This is a genomic window from Nonomuraea sp. NPDC049504 (genome assembly GCF_040676845.1).
In the GTDB taxonomy this organism is placed as follows: Bacteria; Actinomycetota; Actinomycetes; order Streptosporangiales; family Streptosporangiaceae; genus Nonomuraea; species Nonomuraea salmonea.
Genome location: NZ_JBFAPT010000002.1, coordinates 115098 through 133109, shown reverse-complemented (window position 1 = coordinate 133109; position 18012 = coordinate 115098). Strand labels below are relative to the sequence as shown.

14 protein-coding genes are annotated in these 18012 nt (G+C 70.6%); 9 read left to right on the top strand and 5 right to left on the bottom strand.

All coding sequences use genetic code 11. The annotated features are described in order from the left end of the window. Positions 1 to 15: 15 nt before the first annotated feature. Positions 16 to 2256: a DNA helicase PcrA gene (pcrA, locus tag AB0K28_RS03960; protein ID WP_364365853.1), complete on the top strand. Its 2241-nt coding sequence runs from the start codon at positions 16 to 18 to the stop codon at positions 2254 to 2256. Between the two features lie 68 nt (positions 2257 to 2324). Here pcrA and AB0K28_RS03955 read toward each other — a convergent pair whose 3' ends face one another. The 3 genes from AB0K28_RS03955 to AB0K28_RS03945 form a co-directional block, all read right to left on the bottom strand. Then, entirely contained in the window at positions 2325 to 3308 is a 984-nt protein-coding gene (locus tag AB0K28_RS03955; RefSeq protein WP_364364763.1) for a L,D-transpeptidase, read from the bottom strand. A gap of 151 nt (positions 3309 to 3459) precedes the next feature. Then, the gene (locus AB0K28_RS03950) at positions 3460 to 4092 is read right to left on the bottom strand and encodes a response regulator transcription factor (RefSeq protein ID WP_237106330.1); all 633 of its coding nucleotides are present in this window, start codon (positions 4090 to 4092) and stop codon (positions 3460 to 3462) included. Continuing rightward, positions 4089 to 5297, bottom strand: a complete 1209-nt coding sequence (locus AB0K28_RS03945; protein WP_345395939.1) for a PspC domain-containing protein — start codon at positions 5295 to 5297, stop codon at positions 4089 to 4091. The genes AB0K28_RS03950 and AB0K28_RS03945 overlap by 4 nt, the downstream gene beginning before the upstream one ends. A gap of 104 nt (positions 5298 to 5401) precedes the next feature. On the opposite strand from AB0K28_RS03945, the gene AB0K28_RS03940 reads away from it, so the two are divergent. The 8 genes from AB0K28_RS03940 to AB0K28_RS03905 all read left to right on the top strand — a co-directional run bounded on the left by AB0K28_RS03940 (position 5402) and on the right by AB0K28_RS03905 (position 15995). After that, a complete protein-coding gene (locus AB0K28_RS03940) occupies positions 5402 to 7474 on the top strand; it encodes a PspC domain-containing protein (RefSeq protein ID WP_364364758.1) in 2073 nt (690 codons plus the stop codon). Continuing rightward, positions 7464 to 7670 (top strand): hypothetical protein, encoded by a 207-nt coding sequence (locus AB0K28_RS03935; protein WP_345395930.1) that lies wholly within the window; start codon positions 7464 to 7466, stop codon positions 7668 to 7670. The genes AB0K28_RS03940 and AB0K28_RS03935 overlap by 11 nt, the downstream gene beginning before the upstream one ends. A 71-nt stretch (positions 7671 to 7741) precedes the next feature. Next, positions 7742 to 8233, top strand: a complete 492-nt coding sequence (locus tag AB0K28_RS03930; protein WP_364364755.1) for a (2Fe-2S)-binding protein — start codon at positions 7742 to 7744, stop codon at positions 8231 to 8233. Continuing rightward, on the top strand, positions 8230 to 10578 hold the full coding sequence (locus AB0K28_RS03925) for a xanthine dehydrogenase family protein molybdopterin-binding subunit (protein ID WP_364364752.1): 2349 nt from the start codon (positions 8230 to 8232) through the stop codon (positions 10576 to 10578). The genes AB0K28_RS03930 and AB0K28_RS03925 overlap by 4 nt, the downstream gene beginning before the upstream one ends. Beyond that, positions 10575 to 11429: a xanthine dehydrogenase family protein subunit M gene (locus AB0K28_RS03920; RefSeq protein WP_345395924.1), complete on the top strand. Its 855-nt coding sequence runs from the start codon at positions 10575 to 10577 to the stop codon at positions 11427 to 11429. Before AB0K28_RS03925 ends, AB0K28_RS03920 begins: the two co-directional genes overlap by 4 nt. A gap of 80 nt (positions 11430 to 11509) precedes the next feature. Further along, complete coding sequence (locus AB0K28_RS03915; protein WP_364364749.1) at positions 11510 to 12208, top strand: SRPBCC family protein; 699 nt, start codon at positions 11510 to 11512, stop codon at positions 12206 to 12208. A gap of 89 nt (positions 12209 to 12297) precedes the next feature. Continuing rightward, positions 12298 to 14940 carry a CDP-glycerol glycerophosphotransferase family protein gene (locus AB0K28_RS03910; RefSeq protein ID WP_364364746.1) on the top strand — a complete coding sequence of 881 codons (2643 nt, stop codon included), beginning with the start codon at positions 12298 to 12300 and terminating at the stop codon, positions 14938 to 14940. Then, positions 14937 to 15995 (top strand): glycosyltransferase, encoded by a 1059-nt coding sequence (locus AB0K28_RS03905; RefSeq protein ID WP_364364743.1) that lies wholly within the window; start codon positions 14937 to 14939, stop codon positions 15993 to 15995. Before AB0K28_RS03910 ends, AB0K28_RS03905 begins: the two co-directional genes overlap by 4 nt. Positions 15996 to 16060: 65 nt before the next feature. Here the strand turns inward: AB0K28_RS03905 and AB0K28_RS03900 are convergent, their stop codons facing one another. Both AB0K28_RS03900 and AB0K28_RS03895 read right to left on the bottom strand, forming a co-directional pair. Beyond that, positions 16061 to 17098: a sulfotransferase gene (locus tag AB0K28_RS03900; RefSeq protein ID WP_345395909.1), complete on the bottom strand. Its 1038-nt coding sequence runs from the start codon at positions 17096 to 17098 to the stop codon at positions 16061 to 16063. Between the two features lie 21 nt (positions 17099 to 17119). Further along, positions 17120 to 18001, bottom strand: coding sequence for a CDP-alcohol phosphatidyltransferase family protein (locus AB0K28_RS03895; protein ID WP_355410939.1), 882 nt, complete (start codon positions 17999 to 18001; stop codon positions 17120 to 17122). Between the last annotated feature and the right edge of the window lie 11 nt (positions 18002 to 18012).

Here is an 18012-nt window from a genome sequence, read left to right as displayed (position 1 = left end):
TCTGTTGACCACCCCTTGCTCGATGGCCTCAATCCGCAGCAGCGCGAGGCCGTGATCCATCATGGCAGTCCCCTGCTCATCGTGGCCGGGGCGGGCTCGGGGAAGACGCGGGTGCTCACGCACCGCATCGCCTACCTGCTGGCCGAGCGCGAGGTGCATCCCGGCGAGATCCTCGCCATCACCTTCACCAACAAGGCCGCCAAGGAGATGAAGGAGCGCATCGACAAGCTGGTCGGGCCGCGCTCGCGGGCGATGTGGGTGATGACGTTCCACAGCGCCTGCATGCGGATCCTGCGGCGTGAGGCCAAGCGGCTGGGGTTCCCGTCCAGTTTCTCCATCTACGACCAGGCCGACTCCCAGCGGCTGATGGCCATGGTGTGCAGGGAGATGGATCTCGACCCCAAGCGCTATCCGCCGCGCTCGTTCTCCGCGCAGGTGAGCAACTTCAAGAACGAGCTGGTCGACTACGAGAGCGCGATCGACCGGGCGGGCTCACACCTGGAGAAGACGCTCGCGCAGGCGTACAAGGCCTATCAGCTCAAGCTGACCGAGGCCGGCGCGATGGACTTCGACGACATCATCATGAACACGGTGACGTTGTTCCAGCTCTTCCCCGACGTCGCCGAGCACTACCGGATGCGGTTCAGGCACGTGCTGGTCGACGAATACCAGGACACCAACCACGCCCAATACATCCTGATCAGGGAGCTGGTGGGCCATCCCGAGCTGCGCACCGACGACGGCGAGCTGGTGCGCTCGGGGTCCGACATGTCGGAGCTGTGCGTGGTGGGCGACGCCGACCAGTCGATCTACGCCTTCCGCGGCGCGACGATCCGCAACATTCTGGAGTTCGAGCGCGACTATCCCGACGCCCGCACGATCCTGCTGGAGCAGAACTACCGCTCGACCCAGAACATTCTGGCCGCCGCCAACGCGGTCATCTCCCGCAACGAGTCGCGCAAGCCGAAGAACCTCTGGTCCGACCAGGGCGACGGCCCCAAGATCGTGGGCTACGTCGCCGACAACGAGCACGACGAGGCCATGTTCGTGGCCCAGGAGGTCGATCGGCTCAGCGACGAGGAGGGGGTCAAGCCGGGTGAGGTGGCGGTGTTCTACCGCACCAACGCGGCCTCCCGGGTGTTCGAGGAGATCTTCATCCGCACCGGGCTGCCCTACAAGGTGGTCGGGGGCGTGCGCTTCTACGAGCGCAAGGAGGTCAAGGACCTGCTGGCCTACCTGCGGGTGCTGGCCAACCCCAACGACGTGGTGTCGCTGCGGCGCATCCTCAACGTACCCAAGCGCGGCATCGGCGACCGGGCCGAGGCGATGATCGAGGCGCTGTCGTCGCGCGAGCGCATCTCGTTCTGGGACGCGCTGCGCCGCGCCGACGAGGCCCACGGCATGGCGACGCGCTCGCTCAACGCCGTACGCGAGTTCGTCGCGATGATCGAGGAGCTGATCGGCAAGGCCGAGGGGGTGCCGCCGTCGGCGCTGGCCGAGGAGGTGCTGGTCGCCACCGGCTACCGCGCCGAGCTCGAGGCGTCGGAGGACCCGCAGGACGAGTCCCGCCTGGAGAACCTCAACGAGCTGATCTCGGTGGCCTCGGAGTTCGAGGAGGCCAACCCGGAAGGCACGCTGGTCGAGTTCCTTGAGCAGGTGTCGCTGGTGGCCGACGCCGACCAGATCCCCGACTCCGACGGCGGGCAGGGCGTGGTGACGCTGATGACCCTGCACACCGCCAAGGGGCTGGAGTTCCCCGTTGTGTTCCTGACGGCGATGGAGGACGGCGTGTTCCCCCACGTGCGGTCGCTGGGCGAGCCGAAGGAGCTGGAGGAGGAGCGGCGGCTGGCCTACGTCGGCATCACCAGGGCCCAGCAGCGGCTCTACCTCACCAGGGCGGCCGTGCGCAGCTCGTGGGGCGCGCCGTCGTTCAACCCCGCGTCCCGGTTCGTGAACGAGGTGCCGGGCAAGCTCATCGACTGGCGTACCGACCCGGAGAAGTCGGCCTGGAGCGCGGCCACGCGGCGCGAGCCCGCCGCACGCCCCGCCCCGGCCAGGAGCGGCGGTGGGAGCGGCGGTGGCGGGCGGACGGTGCCGTCGCTGGCGCCCGGTGACCGGGTCTCGCACGACAGCTTCGGGCTCGGCACCGTCGTGTCCGTCGACGGGGTCGCGGAGAAGACCAAGGTGAAGATCGACTTCGGCAGTGGCGGGGAGAAGACGCTGCTGCTGTCGTACGCGCCGCTGGAGAAGCTCTAGACGGCGCAGGGCCGCTCCCCCTGGCGTGGGGTGCGGCCCTGCGGTGTCGTCGAAGCGGGTCGAGTCCGTCAGCTCTTCAGGGCGCTGCCCTTCTTCCACTGGGTCCAGTTGAGCTGCCAGTAGCTCCAGCCGTTGTTCCACTGGAGTTTGCGCTTGGTCCCGGTGATCTTCACGACGTCGCCGCGCTGGGCGATCGTGTAGAACCACTTGGCGCCCGCCGGGGTGGCCCGCACGCAGCCGTGGCTCTGGTTGGAGCGGCCGAGGAAGTGGTAGTAGCCGGCGCTCTGGTGGACGTACTCACCACTGTCGGAGATCCGCACCGCCCACGGGATCTCCTCCTTGTAGTAGCGCGGGTCCTTGGGGTCCGTGACGCCCATCCAGGACGACGTCATGGTCTCCACGGCCTTCTTGCCCATGGTGAGGTGGGTTCCGCTGGTGGTGAGGTAGACGTCCACGCCGTTGCGGACGAGGCCGCCTTTGCCCGCGCTGATCGGGATCTTCTTGGCCAGCTTGCCGTTGCGGTACACCTTCATGACGTGCTTGCGGGTGTTCACGACGGAGATGTGCTTCGCGCCGACCGCGAACCTGCGCGAGACGTTCTTGGCGCCGGTGTTGCCGGGCAGCTCCGACAGCCGCGCGGTGAAGAGCACCTTCTGGTTCGGCTGCCAGTACGTCTTCGTCCGGTAGATCACCTTGCGCTTCGACACCCAGCGCCAGGCCCCGTCGACCGGCTTGTCGGGCTTCACCTCGAGCAGCGCCTCGACCTCGGCCTTGTTCTTCACGTCACGGTCGAAGGTGACGATGATCGGGAATCCGACGCCGACCTTCTCGGTCTTCTCCCCCATCGGGGTGATGTCGGCGATGCCCAGCGTGACCTTCTTGCGAGCCGTACCGGTGGTGGTGGGGCTCGGTGTCGGGGTCGGGGCGGTCGTGACGGCCGCCTGGGCGACGACGACGGGGGTCTGGGCTCGGGGTACGGGGGCGCTCTGTGCCGCGCAGGCCGACGCGGCGGTGAGCGCGACCAGTGCCGGAAGCATCCGGGTGACGCGCATCAAAGGGGTTACTCCTGGACTAAGTGCTTTCGACTACCTCCTTGTGAGACAACCGGGACGGTCGATTCGTGTGCGAAATGGTGATTACTATCCTGTAACGATCCAAATTTGAACAAACCGCTGGTCAGAAGCGGCGTTCAGAAGGAAGGGCTCAGACCAGCCTGCGGGCGGTCGCCCAGCGCGACAGCTCGTGCCGGTTCGACAACTGGAGCTTGCGCAGCACCGACGACACGTGCGTCTCGACGGTCTTGACCGAGATGAACAGCTCCTTCGCGATCTCCTTGTACGCGTAACCGCGCGCGATCAGCCGCAGCACCTCGCGCTCGCGCTGCGTGAGCGAGTCGAGCTCGGGGTCGATGGACGGCGCCTCGGAGGAGGCGAACGCGTCCAGCACGAACCCGGCGAGCCGCGGCGAGAACACCGCGTCGCCCTCGGCCACCCGGTTGATGGCGTCGGTCAGCTCCTTGCCGCTGATGTTCTTGGTGACGTAGCCGCGAGCCCCGCCCCTGATCACCCCGATGACGTCCTCGGCCGCGTCGGACACCGACAGCGCCAGGAACCGCACCTGCGACCCCGAGCCCAGCACCCGCCGCAGCACCTCCTGGCCGCCGCCGCCCGGCATGTGAACGTCGAGCAGGACCACGTCGGGCTGATGCGCGGCGATCGCCTTGACCGCCGTCTCGACGTCCTCGGCCTCGCCGACCACCTCGATCGAGTCGCCCAGCTCGGCGCGCACGCCCGATCGGAACAACCGATGGTCATCGACGATCAGTACGCGCGTCATGCCTTCTCCACCTTCATCGTCAACATCACTTCCGTGCCCTCACCCGGCGCGGTGCGTACGCGGGCCGTGCCGCCGTGCCGCTCCATTCTGCCGATGATGGACTCCCTGATGCCCATCCGGTCGAGCGGGATCGCGTCGAGGTCGAACCCCTTGCCCCGATCCTTCACGAAAATCGTGACTTCTTCACCCTCGACCTCCGCGTACACCGAAATGGACGGACTCTCAGAGTATTTCGCCGCGTTGACCATCGCCTGGCGGGACGCCTTGAGCATGGCCGCGAGCTTGCCCGCCGCGTCGAGGTCGATGTCGCTCACACAGACCACCTCGATGGGCACGCCGTGCGCGTCCTCCTCCTCGGCGGCGATCCTGCGCACGGCCGCCGCCACCGTCGCGTCGGCGTCCTGCGCCGGCTGGTAGAGCCAGTTGCGCAGCTCGCGCTCCTGCGAGCGGGCCAGCCGCGACACCTCGCGCGGGTCGTGCGCCACCCGCTGGATGAGCGTCAGCGTGTGCAGCACCGAGTCGTGCACCATGGCCGCCACCTCGGCGCGCTCCTCCTGCCTGATGCGCTCGCGGCGCTCCAGCTGGAGCTCCTTCCACAGGCCCGCCAGCCAGGGGGCGGCGATCACCGCCAGGCCGCCCACGACCACGATGGTGAACATCAGGCCCGGCCTGGCCTGGGCCAGCTCGCCCTGCGAGTACAGGAAGCCGACCGCGCCGGTCACCACCAGCGCGATGCCGAGCAGCGTACGGACGCGGTTCTTCCTGATGCTCAGCGCCGCGCCGCTCATCCAGCTCCGGCGCCGCTCCGGGTCGGCCTGCTGCCACAGGATCAGCGCGCCGATCCCGCCCACCGCGAACGGCAGCAGGCCGATGCCGCCCTGCGAGGCCCCCGTCAGCAAGCCGAACGCCAGCACCGCCACCCCGATCGCGGTGAACGCGGCCAGCTGGCTCCAGTCGCGTGGCGGCACCTGCCCCTCGTGCGGCTCGCGCGGCGTCACCATCCACAGCACCGCGTACGCCGGCGCGCCCGCCCAGCCCACGGCGGTGAGCAGCACGAACATCAGCCTGATCACGACCGGGTCGAGCTTCAGCTGGGTCGCCAGCCCCTGGGCGACACCACCGAGCAGGCGTCCCTCCATGGGGCGCTGCATCCGGCGAAAGGGCTTGTCGCCGCTCTGCTCGGCGAGTGTCTTCTGGTCAGCCATAACATGGCCATGGTCACACGTCCCGGGCCACATGGGCATCAGGGAACAACCCCCGGGTCCTGTCAGGGGTCTCCCGGATGCGGGCGTAGCGCGCGTGGGTCACGATGGTACGCATGACAGAAGCACCGCCAAGGCAACCGGCTGCTCCCCCCTCCCAGCTGCGACGCAGCGGCGAGGGACGCTTCCTTATGGGAGTGTGCGCGGGGCTCGGGCGGCACACCGGCGTCGACCCGGTGGTGTTCCGCGTCGCCTTCGCGGTGCTGCTGCTCGGGTCCGGCATCGGGCTCTTCCTCTATCTCGCGGCGTTCCTGCTGATGAAGGAGCCGAACGGGCGGCCCGGCATCATCGAGCAGTGGACGCGGCGCGACTTCGACGCCGAGACCGTGCTGGCGCTGCTGACGGCGGTGCTGGCGTTCGGCCTGGCGATCAACGTGGCCACCGTGTGGCTGGACACCGGCTCGCTCGTGGTCGGCGTGTTCCTGGCGGTGTCCCTGCTGGCGGCCCACACGAACGGGGTCGATCTGGTGGGTCTGGCCCGCTCGATGCCCGAACGTCTGAGCCGCCGCCGCTCACCCGACTGGGCGGCCTTCGACTCGGCCCCGGCCGGTCCCGCCACGGACGCCGCACCCCCGACCACCGCGGTCCGCCGCCCCTCCCCGCCCTCGGCCCCCACCGACACCCCCGTCGGCCCCCTGCCGGAGAACGCGTCGCCCGAGACGAGCGCGCTCGGGGCACTCAGGGACGAGCTGCCTCATGAGGCGGCAGCGCCCGATGTGGCCGCAGCGTCTCAGGGGCCGGGAACGTCGGATACCGCAGCAGCTCAGAGGGCTACGGCGTCTCAAGGTGCGGGAGCGCCCGATGAGGCAGCGCCCGATGAGGCGGAAGTGCCCGGCGGGACGGGCGCGCCGCAGGAGCGCGAGGCGGCTCTGCGGCAGGAGGGGGTGCCCGTCGAGGAGGCGGTCGCGGAGGGCGGCGACGAGGCGACCCGGCGGGTCGGCGACAAGCCGGCCTGGAACATCGAGGGGTTGCGTCAGGCGGCGGCAGGCGTGCGCGATGCCGCCTACCAAGCCAGGCGCCACCGCCAGGGGCAGTCGAGCGCGCCTCTTCCGCCTTCGGGCGAACCAGCCACCACCCAGCACCCGGCCTCGCACGCGAGCGCGCCGGGCGCGACCGCCGACGCTCCGGGGGCGAGCGCGGGGGTCCCCGACGCGGAAACGTCCGGCGCGGGAGCGGCCGGCCCAGGAGCGGCCGGCGCAGGCACGTCCGGCGCGGGAGCGGCGGGGGCCAGGGATTGGGAGGAGCGGCTGCGGTGGCGCGAGCAGTTCGAAGGGCCCGTCTCGCCGGAGGCGGTGACGGCCGAGCATCCCGTGCCGAAGCGGCCTCGCGACTACCGTCCTGACCCGCCGACCTCGATCGACCACAGCCAAGGGGAGCCGTTCGCGCCGCACGGCCCGTACCGGCCGCTGGATCCGGCCAGGCGGGCCGGCTACTCCCCGTACGACCCGGCGTTCTACGGCCGCCCCCCGATGCCGACGCATCCGCGGCGGCCGCAGCGCCGGCCGCAGCCGAAGTCGTACATCGGCGCGATCACTGTCCTGCTGGCCATCATCATTGGAGGGATCGTCGTGGCCGTCCAAGCCAGGTCGGCCGCCGGAGTGAGCCCCACCATCGTCGGCGGCGCCATGCTCATCACGCTCGGCGCGGGCCTGCTCGTGGCCGCCTGGTGGGGCCGGGGCGCCGGCCTGGTCGCGGGGGGCACGACGGTGGCGCTGATCATAGGGGTGGGTTTGATGCTGGGCGGCGTGCCGAAGAGCATCGGCCCATCGGATTGGGCGCCGACGAGCGTGGCGGAGGCGGGCAGACTGTACGACGTGGGCCTGGGCGACGGCCGGCTGGACCTGTCGGAGCTGGTGCTGCCACCGGGGACGAAGGTGACGTTCAACGCGGCGGTGCAGGCGGGCGAGCTGGAGGTGATCGTGCCACCGACGGTCAGGGTCGAGGTGCACGCGACGAACAAGGTGGGCGACATCATGATCGGCCAGTCCCTGCGCGGCGGCGTGGACCTGCGGATCAACCGCGTGCTGGAGCCCGAGGTCAAGCCGGAGGGCAAGCTGTCGACGATCGTGCTCAACCTCAAGGGCGGCCTGGGCGACATGACGGTGCGTCATGCGGCGTGATCTCGAGGAGCGGCCGCGCCGGCTGCACAGGACCGACTGGATGGCCCTGCTGAGCGGTGTCCTGTTCATCGTTCTGGGAATCTTGACGGTGACCCGCGCGATCACGGATCCGCTGGTCCTGATAGGCGTGCTGGTGCTGGGGCTGGCCTTCGCGGGGCTGGTGGCGATCATCGCCAGGGTGTTCCGCGGTAAGTGACCCTTGACCGGGAAAAACACCGGCGTAGGTTCGGAGTGTCCGCTTTTCCCCCTGCTCCTGAGGGAGGACGTATGCCCCGAATCACCGTCACTGTCGACGGGGTCAAGTACGAGGAGGACGTCGAGCCGCGGCTTCTCCTCGTTCACCTGCTACGAGAGCGGCTGGGCAAGACCGGCACCCCCATAGGTTGCGACACGAGCAACTGCGGCGCGTGCACGGTCATGCTCGACGGCAAGAGCGTCAAGAGCTGTTCGGTGCTGGCCGTGCAGGCCGACGGCTGCGACGTCGTCACGATCGAGGGTCTCGGCACGAGCGGCGCGAACGGCTCGATGCATCCGATGCAGCGGGCCTTCCACGAAGAGCACGCCCTGCAGTGCGGCTACTGCACGCCCGGCATGGTCATGGCCGCGATCGACCTGCTCAGGGACGACCCTGAGCCGTCGGAGGAGACGATCAGGCAGGGGCTGGAGGGCAACCTCTGCCGCTGCACCGGATACTGCAACATCGTGCGGGCCGTCCGCAGGGGCGCCCAGGAGATGGGGCAGGCGGTGAGCACGTCATGACCGTCCAGGAGGTCGGCCGGCCGCGCAGGCGGAAGGAGGACACCAGGCTGCTGACGGGGCGCACGCAGTGGACGGACAACCTCTCCAGGCCCGGGATGCTGCACGTGATGTTCCTGCGCAGCCCGATGGCGCACGCGCGTATCACGCGGGTCGACGTCTCAGGGGCCCGCGACCTGCCGGGGGTGGTGGCGGCCTTCAGCGGCCAGGATCTGGCGGCGGAGCAGGGCAGCCTGCCGTGCGCGTGGCCGGTGACCGAGGACGTCGTCATCCCCGACCATCCGCCGATGGCGGTGACGGAGGTCAGGTACGTCGGCGAGGCCGTGGCCTGCGTGATCGCGACCGACCGGTACCGGGCGGCGGACGCGCTGGACGCGATCGAGGTCGACTACGAGCCGCTGCCCGCGGTGCTCGACATGAACGAGGCGCTGGCGCCGGACAGCCCGAAGGTGCACGAGGCGGGCAACAAGGCGTACAGCATGCAGATCACCTCGGGTGACATCGAGGCGGCGTTCAGGGACGCGCCGGTCGTGGTCGAGCGGACGTTCACCCAGCAGCGGCTCATCCCGAGCGCGATGGAGCCGCGGGCGGTGCTGGCCGACACCGACGGCGAGTCCTACACGCTGTGGACGTCCTCGCAGATCCCGCACGTGCTGCGGGTCATGCTCGCGGTGACGACCGGCATCCCCGAGCACAAGATCCGGGTGGTCGCGCCCGACGTGGGCGGCGGGTTCGGCTCGAAGCTGCAGGTCACCGCGGAAGAGGTGCTCTGCCTGCTGCTGGCGCGGCGGATCGGCCGGCCGGTCAAGTGGACGGAGTCGCGTTCCGAGGGCAACCTGACCGTGCATCACGGCCGCGACCAGATCCAGCACCTGCGCCTCGCGGCCGACGCCGACGGGCGCATCCGCGGCCTGCGGGTGGAGCTGATCGCCGACATGGGCGCGTACCTGCTGCTGCTGACGCCGGGCATCCCGCTGCTCGGCGCGTCGATGTTCAACGCGATCTACAAGATGGACGCGTACGAGTTCGGCTGCACGGGCGTGTTCACCACGAAGATGCCCACGGACGCCTACCGGGGCGCTGGCCGGCCCGAGGCCACGTTCGGCATCGAGCGGATGATGGACGAGCTGGCCGCCGAGCTGAACATGGACCCGCTGGAGGTGCGCAGGCGCAACTGGATCAGGCACGAGGAGTTCCCGTACACCACGATCTCGGGGCTGACGTACGACTCGGGCAACTACGAGGCGGCGACCGAGCGGGCGCTGTCGTTGTTCGGCTACGACAAGCTGCGCGCCGAACAGGCCGACCGGCGTGACAGGGGCGACCCGGTGCAGCTCGGGATCGGGGTGAGCACGTACACGGAGATGTGCGGGCTGGCGCCGTCGCGGCTGCTCGGCGAGGGCCGCTTCGGGGCGGGCGGCTGGGAGCACGGCGAGGTGCGCATGCTGCCCACGGGCAAGGTCGAGGTCGTCACCGGCAGCACGCCGCACGGGCAGGGCCACGTGACGTCGTGGAGCCAGATCGTGGCCGACGCGCTGGGCGTGCCGTTCGAGGACATCACGGTGCTGCACGGCGACACGGCGATCGCGCACAAGGGCATGGACACCTACGGCTCGCGCTCGCTGGTCGTCGGCGGGATCGCGGTGCTGAAGGCGTGCGAGAAGGTCAAGGACAAGGCGCGCGTGCTGGCGGCGCATCTGCTGGAGTGCTCGCCCGACGACCTGGAGTTCGAGGCGGGGACGTTCAAGGTGCGCGGCACCGACTCGGGCAGGACGATCCAGGAGCTGGCCTTCGCCGCGTTCACCGCGCACAACCTGCCCGACGGGGTGGAGGCGCGGCTGGACTCCGTGGCCACGTTCGACCCGGAGACCTACTCCTTCCCGCACGGCACCCACCTGTGCGCGGTGGAGGTGGACACCGAGACGGGCCGGACGAAGATCCGCTCGTACGTGGCGGTGGACGACATCGGCAAGGTGATCAACCCGCTGATCGTGGAGGGCCAGCTGCACGGCGGCATCGCGCAGGGCATCGCCCAGGCGCTGTTCGAGGAGGCCGTGTACGACGCCGAGGGCAACCTGCTGACCACGACCATGGCCGACTACCTGCTGCCGTCGGCGGCCGACCTGCCGGATGTCACGCTCGACAGGACGGAGTCGCCGGCGACCAGCAACCCGCTGGGCGCGAAGGGCGTGGGCGAGGCGGGCACGATCGCCTCGACCCCGGCCGTGGTGAACGCGGTCGTGGACGCGCTGCGGCCGTACGGGATCGACGACGTGCGCATGCCGTGCACGCCGGAGCGGGTCTGGCGGGCCCTCCAGGAGCGGGCGCAGGAAGGAGAGCGGCCATGATCCCCGCGCAGTTCGAGTACGTGCGTCCCGGCTCGGTCGCCGAGGCGTGCGAGGTGCTGGCCGGCGACGAGGACGCCAAGGTCCTCGCGGGCGGGCAGTCGCTGCTGCCGCTGCTGCGGCTACGGCTGGCGTACCCGTCCGCGCTGGTGGACGTGGGCCGGCTGGAGGAGCTCAAGGGCGTGCACGACCGGGGCGACCACGTCTTCATCGGCGCGCTGACCACGCACGACGAGGTCATGCGCTCCCCGGTGGTGACGGCGGGCTGCCCGCTGGTGGCGCTGGCGACGGCGCACGTGGCGGATCCGGCGATCAGGCACCGGGGCACGTTCGGCGGCTCGCTGGCGCACGCGGACCCGGCGGGTGACCTGCCGGCCGTGGTGCTGGCGCTGGACGGCGTGTTCGTGGCGGTCTCGGCGCAGGGCGAGCGGGAGATCCCGGCGTCGGAGTTCTTCGTGGACTACTGGGAGCCGGCGCTGGCGCAGGGCGAGATCCTGGCCGGCGTGAAGATCCCGAAGCTGGGCGAGGGCTGGGGCTTCCACTACGAGAAGTTCCACCGCACCGCGCAGGCGTGGGCGATCGTCGGCGTGGCGGCCGCGGTCAAGCGCTCGAACGGCTCGATCGCCGAGGCCAGGATCGGGCTGACGAACATGGGCGCGACCCCGCTGCGGGCCGGCGCGACGGAGGCCGCCCTGACCGGCGTGGAGCTGGGCGACCAGGTACGCCAGGCGTGCGACGAGGCGGCGGACGGCACCTCACCCCCGTCGGATCTGCACGCCCAGCCGGACTACCGGCGGCATCTGGCCAGGGTGCTGACCTATCGGGCGGTCCGTGCCGCGGCCGGAGCGCCCTGACGACGTGACGGGGGCGTCCCTCTTCCGGGGCGTCCCCTTCGCGACGTAGTGTCACAGGCATCGGCGGAAGGAGCGGATCGATGGCGATGCGGTTCGAGCACGAGTTCACTGTTCCCGTCCCGATCGAGCAGGCCTGGGCCGTGCTGCTCGACGTCGAGCGGGTCGCGCCGTGCCTGCCGGGGGCGACCTTGGACGTCTTCGAGGGTGACGAGTTCACCGGCAGGATGAAGGTCAAGGTCGGGCCCATCACGGTCACCTACCGGGGTTCCGCCAGGTTCGAGGACGTGGACAAAGACTCCTACTCGCTCACCATCCGAGCGTCGGGCAAGGAGGCCAGGGGCTCGGGCACGGCCTCGGCCACGGTCAAGGCCCGCATGCGGCCGCGCGACGACTCCACGCTGGTCACCGTCGAGACCTCGTTCAACGTCACGGGCCGGCCCGCGCAGTTCGGGCGGGGCGTGATGGCGGAGGTCGGCGGCAAGCTCATCGAGAAGTTCGCCGGCAACCTGGCGGAGCTGCTGTCGGAGCCCATGGTGACGCCCGCCGAGCAGGAGCAGGAGCAGCAGGAGGAGGAGCGGCATCTGAGCGCGGTGCCGGAGCCCGAGCCCGTGCAGGAGCGGCAGGTGGGCTCGCTGCGCTCGTCGCGGACGCCCGACGAGGAGGCGCTCGACCTGCTGGAGATCGCCGGGCAGCCGCTGCTGAAGCGGGTGGCGCCGATCGTGGGCGGGCTCGCCGCACTCCTTGTCATCATTTGGGTGATTCGTCGCCTGACGCGCTGATTTTGGGCAAATAGTCCATCAAGTCCGGTCACTTCCCTCTGGGCGGGGGAAGCCCAATCCCGCCGGGATGTCTCACGGGGGGATGCGCGATGCCGGACTGCACCGTGGTCGTGATCACCTACAACGACGCGGCCCGCCTGCCCAAAGCCGTACGTTCGGTGCTCGGCCAGTCGCTGCGCGACCTCGAAGTGATCATCGCCGACGACGCGAGCACCGACGGCACCCCCGAGGTCGCCAGGCGCCTGGCCGCGAGCGACCCCCGGGTCCGCTACCTGCGCAGGCAGGCCAACAGCGGCGGCTGCGGCGCCCCGCGCAACGACGGCATCGACGCCGCGCGCTCCCCGTACGTGATGTTCCTCGACAGCGACGACGAGCTGCCGCGGCACGCGTGCAAGAGCCTGCTCGCCGAGATCGAGCGGACGGGGGCCGAGTTCGTCGCGGGCCAGATCTCCCGGCTGTACGAGTCGAACGGCCGGCTGCGCCCCTACTACCCGTCGTTGTTCGCCCGGCGGCGCGTGGTCGAGGGCATCAGGCAGGAGCCCGAGCTGTTCCTCGACAGCTTCAGCACCAACAAGCTCTACGACGTGCGGCTGCTGCGCGAGAACATGCTGCGCTTCCCCGAGGACATCCACTACGAGGACCACGTCTTCGCCACCGAGCTCTACGCGGTCACCCGCAGGTTCGCCGTCGTGCCCTGGGTCGTCTACCACTGGCACCGCTCGACCGCGAACGACTCCATCTCCCTCAGCATCGAGGACCTGGAGAACGTGCGCCAGCGGGTGATCGCGGCCCGGCTGAGCGACGACATCCTGCGCGAGCACGGGGCCGCCGACCTGGTGCCGCACCGGCAGTACCGGTTCCTGCGCCAGGACCTGCGGGTCTACCTCAACCCGCTGCCGGCCAGGGACCTGGTGTGGGTCAAGGAGTTCGCCTCGGTGGTGCGGCCGTACCTGGAGGAGATCTCCGGGGAGGTGTTCGACCGGCTGGACCCGCTGGACCGGGTCTGCGCGCAGCTCATCATGGACGACCGCGTCGAGGACCTGCGGGTGGCGGCCGGCTCGCTCACCGGCCCGCGCGCCGCGCCCAGGGCGGCGGTGCAGCTCGGCGGCAGGACCTACTGGGGCAGCACGCCGTCACCCGGCATGGACATCACCCGGCTGCGGCTGGCCGAGCTGCCCTTCACCGCCTCCCGGCTGCGGCACGAGGTGACCGATCTGTCCTCCGACGGGCGGCGGGTGCGGATGACCGTGCGCAGCTACGACCCGTTCGGCGCGCTGCCGCCCGAGTGGATGGCGTTCCTGCAGCTCGGCCGGGTCCGCGTGCCGATCGACCCGCAGCCGTCGGCGCAGGGCGCGTACGTCACGCACGTCGAGTTCACGCCCACCGGCCGGTGCGAGCCGCGCATCGGGTTCACCCGGCTGTCCGACGGGCTCACCACGACCGACCGGCTCATCGCCGACCCCAGGACCGAGCCGATCGAGCTGCCGGGCTGCACGCTCGGCGTCGAGGGGTACGCGGCCTACCTGTGTGTGCGGCCCGACTCGGTCACCCGGGCTGTGCTGCGGCGGGTCAAGCGGCAGGTGCTCAAGCGGATCAGCACGCCGCGCAACAAGTTGCTGGCGTACAGGCTGCTGGTCAGGGTGCTGCCGCCGCGCAGGAACCTGGCGCTGTTCGAGTCGGACGTCGGCAAGGGCTACAGCGGCAGCCCGCGCGCCATCTACGAGGAGGTGCGCAGGCGGCGGCTGCCCATCGACGCGGTCTGGTCGGTCGCCAGGGGGCGCGGCAACTTCCCCGCCGACGCCAAGCTCGTCCGCAGGGGCAGCTGGCGCTACGTCTACACGATGGCGCGGGCCGGGATCTGGGTGGACAGTCACGGCTTCCCGCTCGACTACCCCAAGCCGCGCGGCACCCGCTACCTGCAGACCTGGCACGGCCAGGGCATCAAGTCGATCGGCTTCGACGCGCCCGACCTGCGCGGCGACTTCGACGGGCCGCGCGCCAGGTGGCGGGCCGCGGTGGCGCGGTGGGACGCGCTGGTGTCCCCGAGCGCGGAGTTCTCCCGCGTGTTCCTGCCGTCGAACGGCTACGCGGGCAAGGTGTACCGCTGCGGCACGCCCCGCTGCGACGCCCTCGTCAGGGGCTCCACGCAGGACGGCGGCGCCTTGGAGGTGCTGCGCCGGCTGGAGGTGCCGCCGGGCCGTCGCGTCCTGCTGTACGCCCCCACCTACCGCGACCAGGCCAAGGGCAGCGGCCGCTCGGTACGGGTGGACCTGGAGCTGCTGGCCGAGGAGCTGGCCGACGAATGGGTGGTGCTGCTGCGTACGCATCCGGTCGAGCGCTACCAGCCGCCCGAGCACCTGCGGCACTTCGTCCGCCCCGCGAGCTCCTATCCCGAGATCAACGACCTCATGCTGGCCTCGGACGCGCTGCTGACGGACTACTCCTCCGTCATGTGCGACTACGCGCTGACCGGCAAGCCGATGGTGTTCTACATCGACGACTGGGACGACTACCGCCTGTCCGAGCGCGGCGTCTACCACGACCTGCCGTCCATCGCGCCAGGGCCGTGCGTGACGACCACCGGGGACCTGGCCGAGGTGCTGCGCAGGCTGCCCGCCGTGCACGAGTCGTACGCCGAGCGCTACGCCGCCTTCCGCCGGATGTGGTGCGCGGACGAGCGGGGCGACGCGGCGGCCAGGATCGTCGCCGACTTCTTCGAGGAGGCCCGGTGAGCGTCGTGTTCACCTGCCTGGACGCCGACACGCTCGGCGGGATCCAGCAGGTCACCCACACCCTGGCCCAGGGTCTCGCCGAGCGCGGCCACGAGGTGCACGTGATCGGCCTGCACCGCACAGGACGCCCGTTCCGCTACGTGGACGAGCCGCGCTACCACCGGCACCTGATCAGCCCGCGGCCGGCCGACGGGCCGCTCGCCCGCAGGCTGGCCGACCGGCGGCTGAAGGGGCTGCTGCGCGAGATCCCGCCCGGGTACGCGGTGCTGACCTCGCCGTCCGTGGTGGCCCGCGTGTCGGGACTGCTGCCGCCCGGTTTCCGGCCGATCGGCCAGTATCACGGCTCGTACGGCCACGCCCGCGGCTGCTGGCACCTGGCCTCGATCCGCCGCCACTACCCGCCGCTTGACCAGGCGCTCTTCCTCAGCGACGACGACGCGCGGCGCTTCTCCGAGCACGCGCTGCTGCCCAACGCGGGCGCGCTGCCGAACCCGCTGGCCCGCTGGCCTGAGGAGATGTCCCGGCTGGACACGCCCAGGGTGCTGGGGGTGGGCCGGCTGGAGGGGGTCAAGCGGTTCGACCGGCTGATCAGCGCGTTCGCGAAGTCGCAGGCGCCGCCGCCGTGGGAGCTGCACCTCATCGGTGACGGCGGCGAGCTGGAACGGCTGCGCGCGCACGCCGAGCGCGAGGGGGTCGGGGACCGCGTGGTGTTCCGAGGGGTGGTGCCGGCCGAGCGCATGCCCGCCGAGTACCTCGACGCCTCGATCCTGGGGCTGACCAGCGAGCATGAAGGGCTGCCGATCGTCCTGCTGGAGTCGGCGGCGCACGGGGTGCCCGCGGTGGCGTTCGACGTGTCGGGCGGCGTGCGCTCGGCCGGCCCTGTGCTGGTGCCGCCTGGGGACGTGGCGGCGTTCGCGGCGCAGCTCGGGCGGCTGGTGGCCGACGAGGAGGAGCGGCGCCGGTTGGGCGCCGACGCCCGCGCACGGGCCGAGGCGTTCCGCCTCGACCACGTGCTGGACGGCTGGGAACGGGTCTTCGCCCACATCGAGCGCTGACCCGAGAGCACTGACCCGAGAGCGCTGACCCGAGAGCACTCACCCGAGAGCACTCACCCGAGCGCTCAGACCGGCTCGGTCAGTTCCTTACGCTGTTGCGGCACGCCGGCCAGCGACCGCTGGCGCGAGGTGAGCAGCGCGGCGACCGGGCTGGGCTCGCGCAGCCGGTTGAACCGGTCGCGCATGTGCTTGCGCATCCTGCTGGCCCTGCGCTTCTGCATCGTCTTCTGGGCCGTGGTGATGTGCTCCTTGGACGGCTTGGGCGCCCCGCTCAGCTCGTAGCCCATCGACTCCAGGCGGTCGCCGAGCATGTGCTCGCACAGCGCCACCTCCCAGTCCTCCAGCCGGTTCGCCCAGCTGCCGACCCGGCTGCGGGTGACCTCGCGGTGGGTGTTGCTGTGCCAGACCTTGTGCTGCGGCACCGCCACGCTGGCCGCCTCGCGCGGCGAGATCATCGCCGGCGAGAAGTCCTCGTCGAGGAAGTGGCAGAGCTTCTTCAGCTCGGTCATCGGGTCGTCGGTGAGGTCCTCGTAGCGCAGCTCGTAGTAGGTGTCGTCGGGCAGCGTACGACGCAGCCTGCCGCCCGCGTCGATGGCCTCCGCCCAGGTGGAGACGGCGTGGAAGGAGTCCAGGGTGTACCAGGGCATCTCCTTCAGCGAGGCCACGCAGTCGCGGCCGTCCCTGATGAGGTGGATGAACTGGGCGTCGGGGAAGAGCCGCAGCAGCATGTCCACCTGCTTGACGTAGCTCGGCCGCTTGTCGCCCCAGCGGGCCTTGTCGAAGCGGTCGGCGTACATCTTGAAGGCGATGCCGAGCACCGAGCCCAGCGAGCCGGGGCCCTCGACGGCCTGCCGGACGAACTCGTCCTTGTCGATCTTCAGCTCGCGGAACTTGGTGCTACGGTCGGTCGCGATCCACTGCGCCAGGGCGCGGCGGCGCTGGGCGACCCGGAGGTCGCCCCACTTGCGGCGGCGGTAATAAGCGGGAACGAGGAAGCGCGTCTCCGGTGGCACCGCGAGGCGCGGGTGCGAGTGGAGCATGAGCTGGAGCATCGTGGTGCCGGACCGCGGGCATCCGATGACGAAGACTGGCCGGTCGTTCATGTCGTACTAACCCCCGAAAACTTAGACGAGAACGTGCTCTCGGCTCTCCTGAGGCGAGCCCACGCCGTGCCTGCGCGTGAAGAGCCACATCCGGTACACAAGGAAGACCTCGTTGGCGAGCAGCAGCGCCCCAGACGACGCGGCGAGCGGGATCAGCGCCCACGCCCCCGCGATGGGCGCGACCACGAACACCGCCGCATGGAACTCGATGCCGCTCACGAGGTGCGAGCGCACACGATGACGGGCCAGGAACCTGTTGAGCCTGCGGAAGAACCGGGCGAAGATCCGCCGCTGAGCGCGCCCCCGCGGCTCGCCCTCCGGCCGCTCGGCGAAGAACGGCTCCGGGCCCACGGGGTCGGCGCCGAGCGGGTCGGCGTCGATCGGGTCCTGACCCAGCGGGTCCGGCTCCGCCTCCTGCCGTTCCTCTCTGATGGCCTCGCGTACGCGCTTCATCTGCGGCGCGTTGACGTACCTGAACAGGTCCAGGACCGCCACCGCCGCGCCGAGCACGACGTAGTGCACGTCGCCCGTCAGCGCGTACTGCCCGTACGCCAGCCCCCCGGCGCACAGGACGACCCTGATCCGATCCCCCACGTAGTCGAGCCAGAGCCCGAACGGCGTGCCCGTGCCCTTCAGCCGGGCGATTTTGCCGTCCACGCAGTCGATCATGAAGCTCAGATAGAAGAAGCCCGCGCCCGCTATGAGGTGGTTCGCCGCGAAACAGGCGGCCGACACCGTGCCGAGGACCAGCGAGAGCACGGTGAGCGCATTGGGCGTGAGCCGGGTGTGATTGGCGACGGGAAGGGCGACCCGGCAGGCGACCGGATCCACGAAATAGACGGTCCACCAGGAGTCTCTCCGCTTGCGTGTCTCGTAGACGTCATCCAGCGAATAGGTCCTCATGGATCCCAGCA

What these genes read in the sequence shown, in the direction of transcription:
- AB0K28_RS03955 (WP_364364763.1), bottom strand. Translation starts at nt 3,308, where the DNA reads ATGCGCGTCACCCGGATGCTTCCGGCACTGGTCGCGCTCACCGCCGCG.
- AB0K28_RS03950 (WP_237106330.1), bottom strand. Translation starts at nt 4,092, where the DNA reads ATGACGCGCGTACTGATCGTCGATGACCATCGGTTGTTCCGATCGGGC.
- AB0K28_RS03945 (WP_345395939.1), bottom strand. Translation starts at nt 5,297, where the DNA reads ATGGCTGACCAGAAGACACTCGCCGAGCAGAGCGGCGACAAGCCCTTT.
- AB0K28_RS03940 (WP_364364758.1), top strand. Translation starts at nt 5,402, where the DNA reads ATGGTACGCATGACAGAAGCACCGCCAAGGCAACCGGCTGCTCCCCCC.
- AB0K28_RS03935 (WP_345395930.1), top strand. Translation starts at nt 7,464, where the DNA reads ATGCGGCGTGATCTCGAGGAGCGGCCGCGCCGGCTGCACAGGACCGAC.
- AB0K28_RS03930 (WP_364364755.1), top strand. Translation starts at nt 7,742, where the DNA reads ATGCCCCGAATCACCGTCACTGTCGACGGGGTCAAGTACGAGGAGGAC.
- AB0K28_RS03925 (WP_364364752.1), top strand. Translation starts at nt 8,230, where the DNA reads ATGACCGTCCAGGAGGTCGGCCGGCCGCGCAGGCGGAAGGAGGACACC.
- AB0K28_RS03920 (WP_345395924.1), top strand. Translation starts at nt 10,575, where the DNA reads ATGATCCCCGCGCAGTTCGAGTACGTGCGTCCCGGCTCGGTCGCCGAG.
- AB0K28_RS03915 (WP_364364749.1), top strand. Translation starts at nt 11,510, where the DNA reads ATGGCGATGCGGTTCGAGCACGAGTTCACTGTTCCCGTCCCGATCGAG.
- AB0K28_RS03910 (WP_364364746.1), top strand. Translation starts at nt 12,298, where the DNA reads ATGCCGGACTGCACCGTGGTCGTGATCACCTACAACGACGCGGCCCGC.
- AB0K28_RS03900 (WP_345395909.1), bottom strand. Translation starts at nt 17,098, where the DNA reads ATGAACGACCGGCCAGTCTTCGTCATCGGATGCCCGCGGTCCGGCACC.
- AB0K28_RS03895 (WP_355410939.1), bottom strand. Translation starts at nt 18,001, where the DNA reads ATGAGGACCTATTCGCTGGATGACGTCTACGAGACACGCAAGCGGAGA.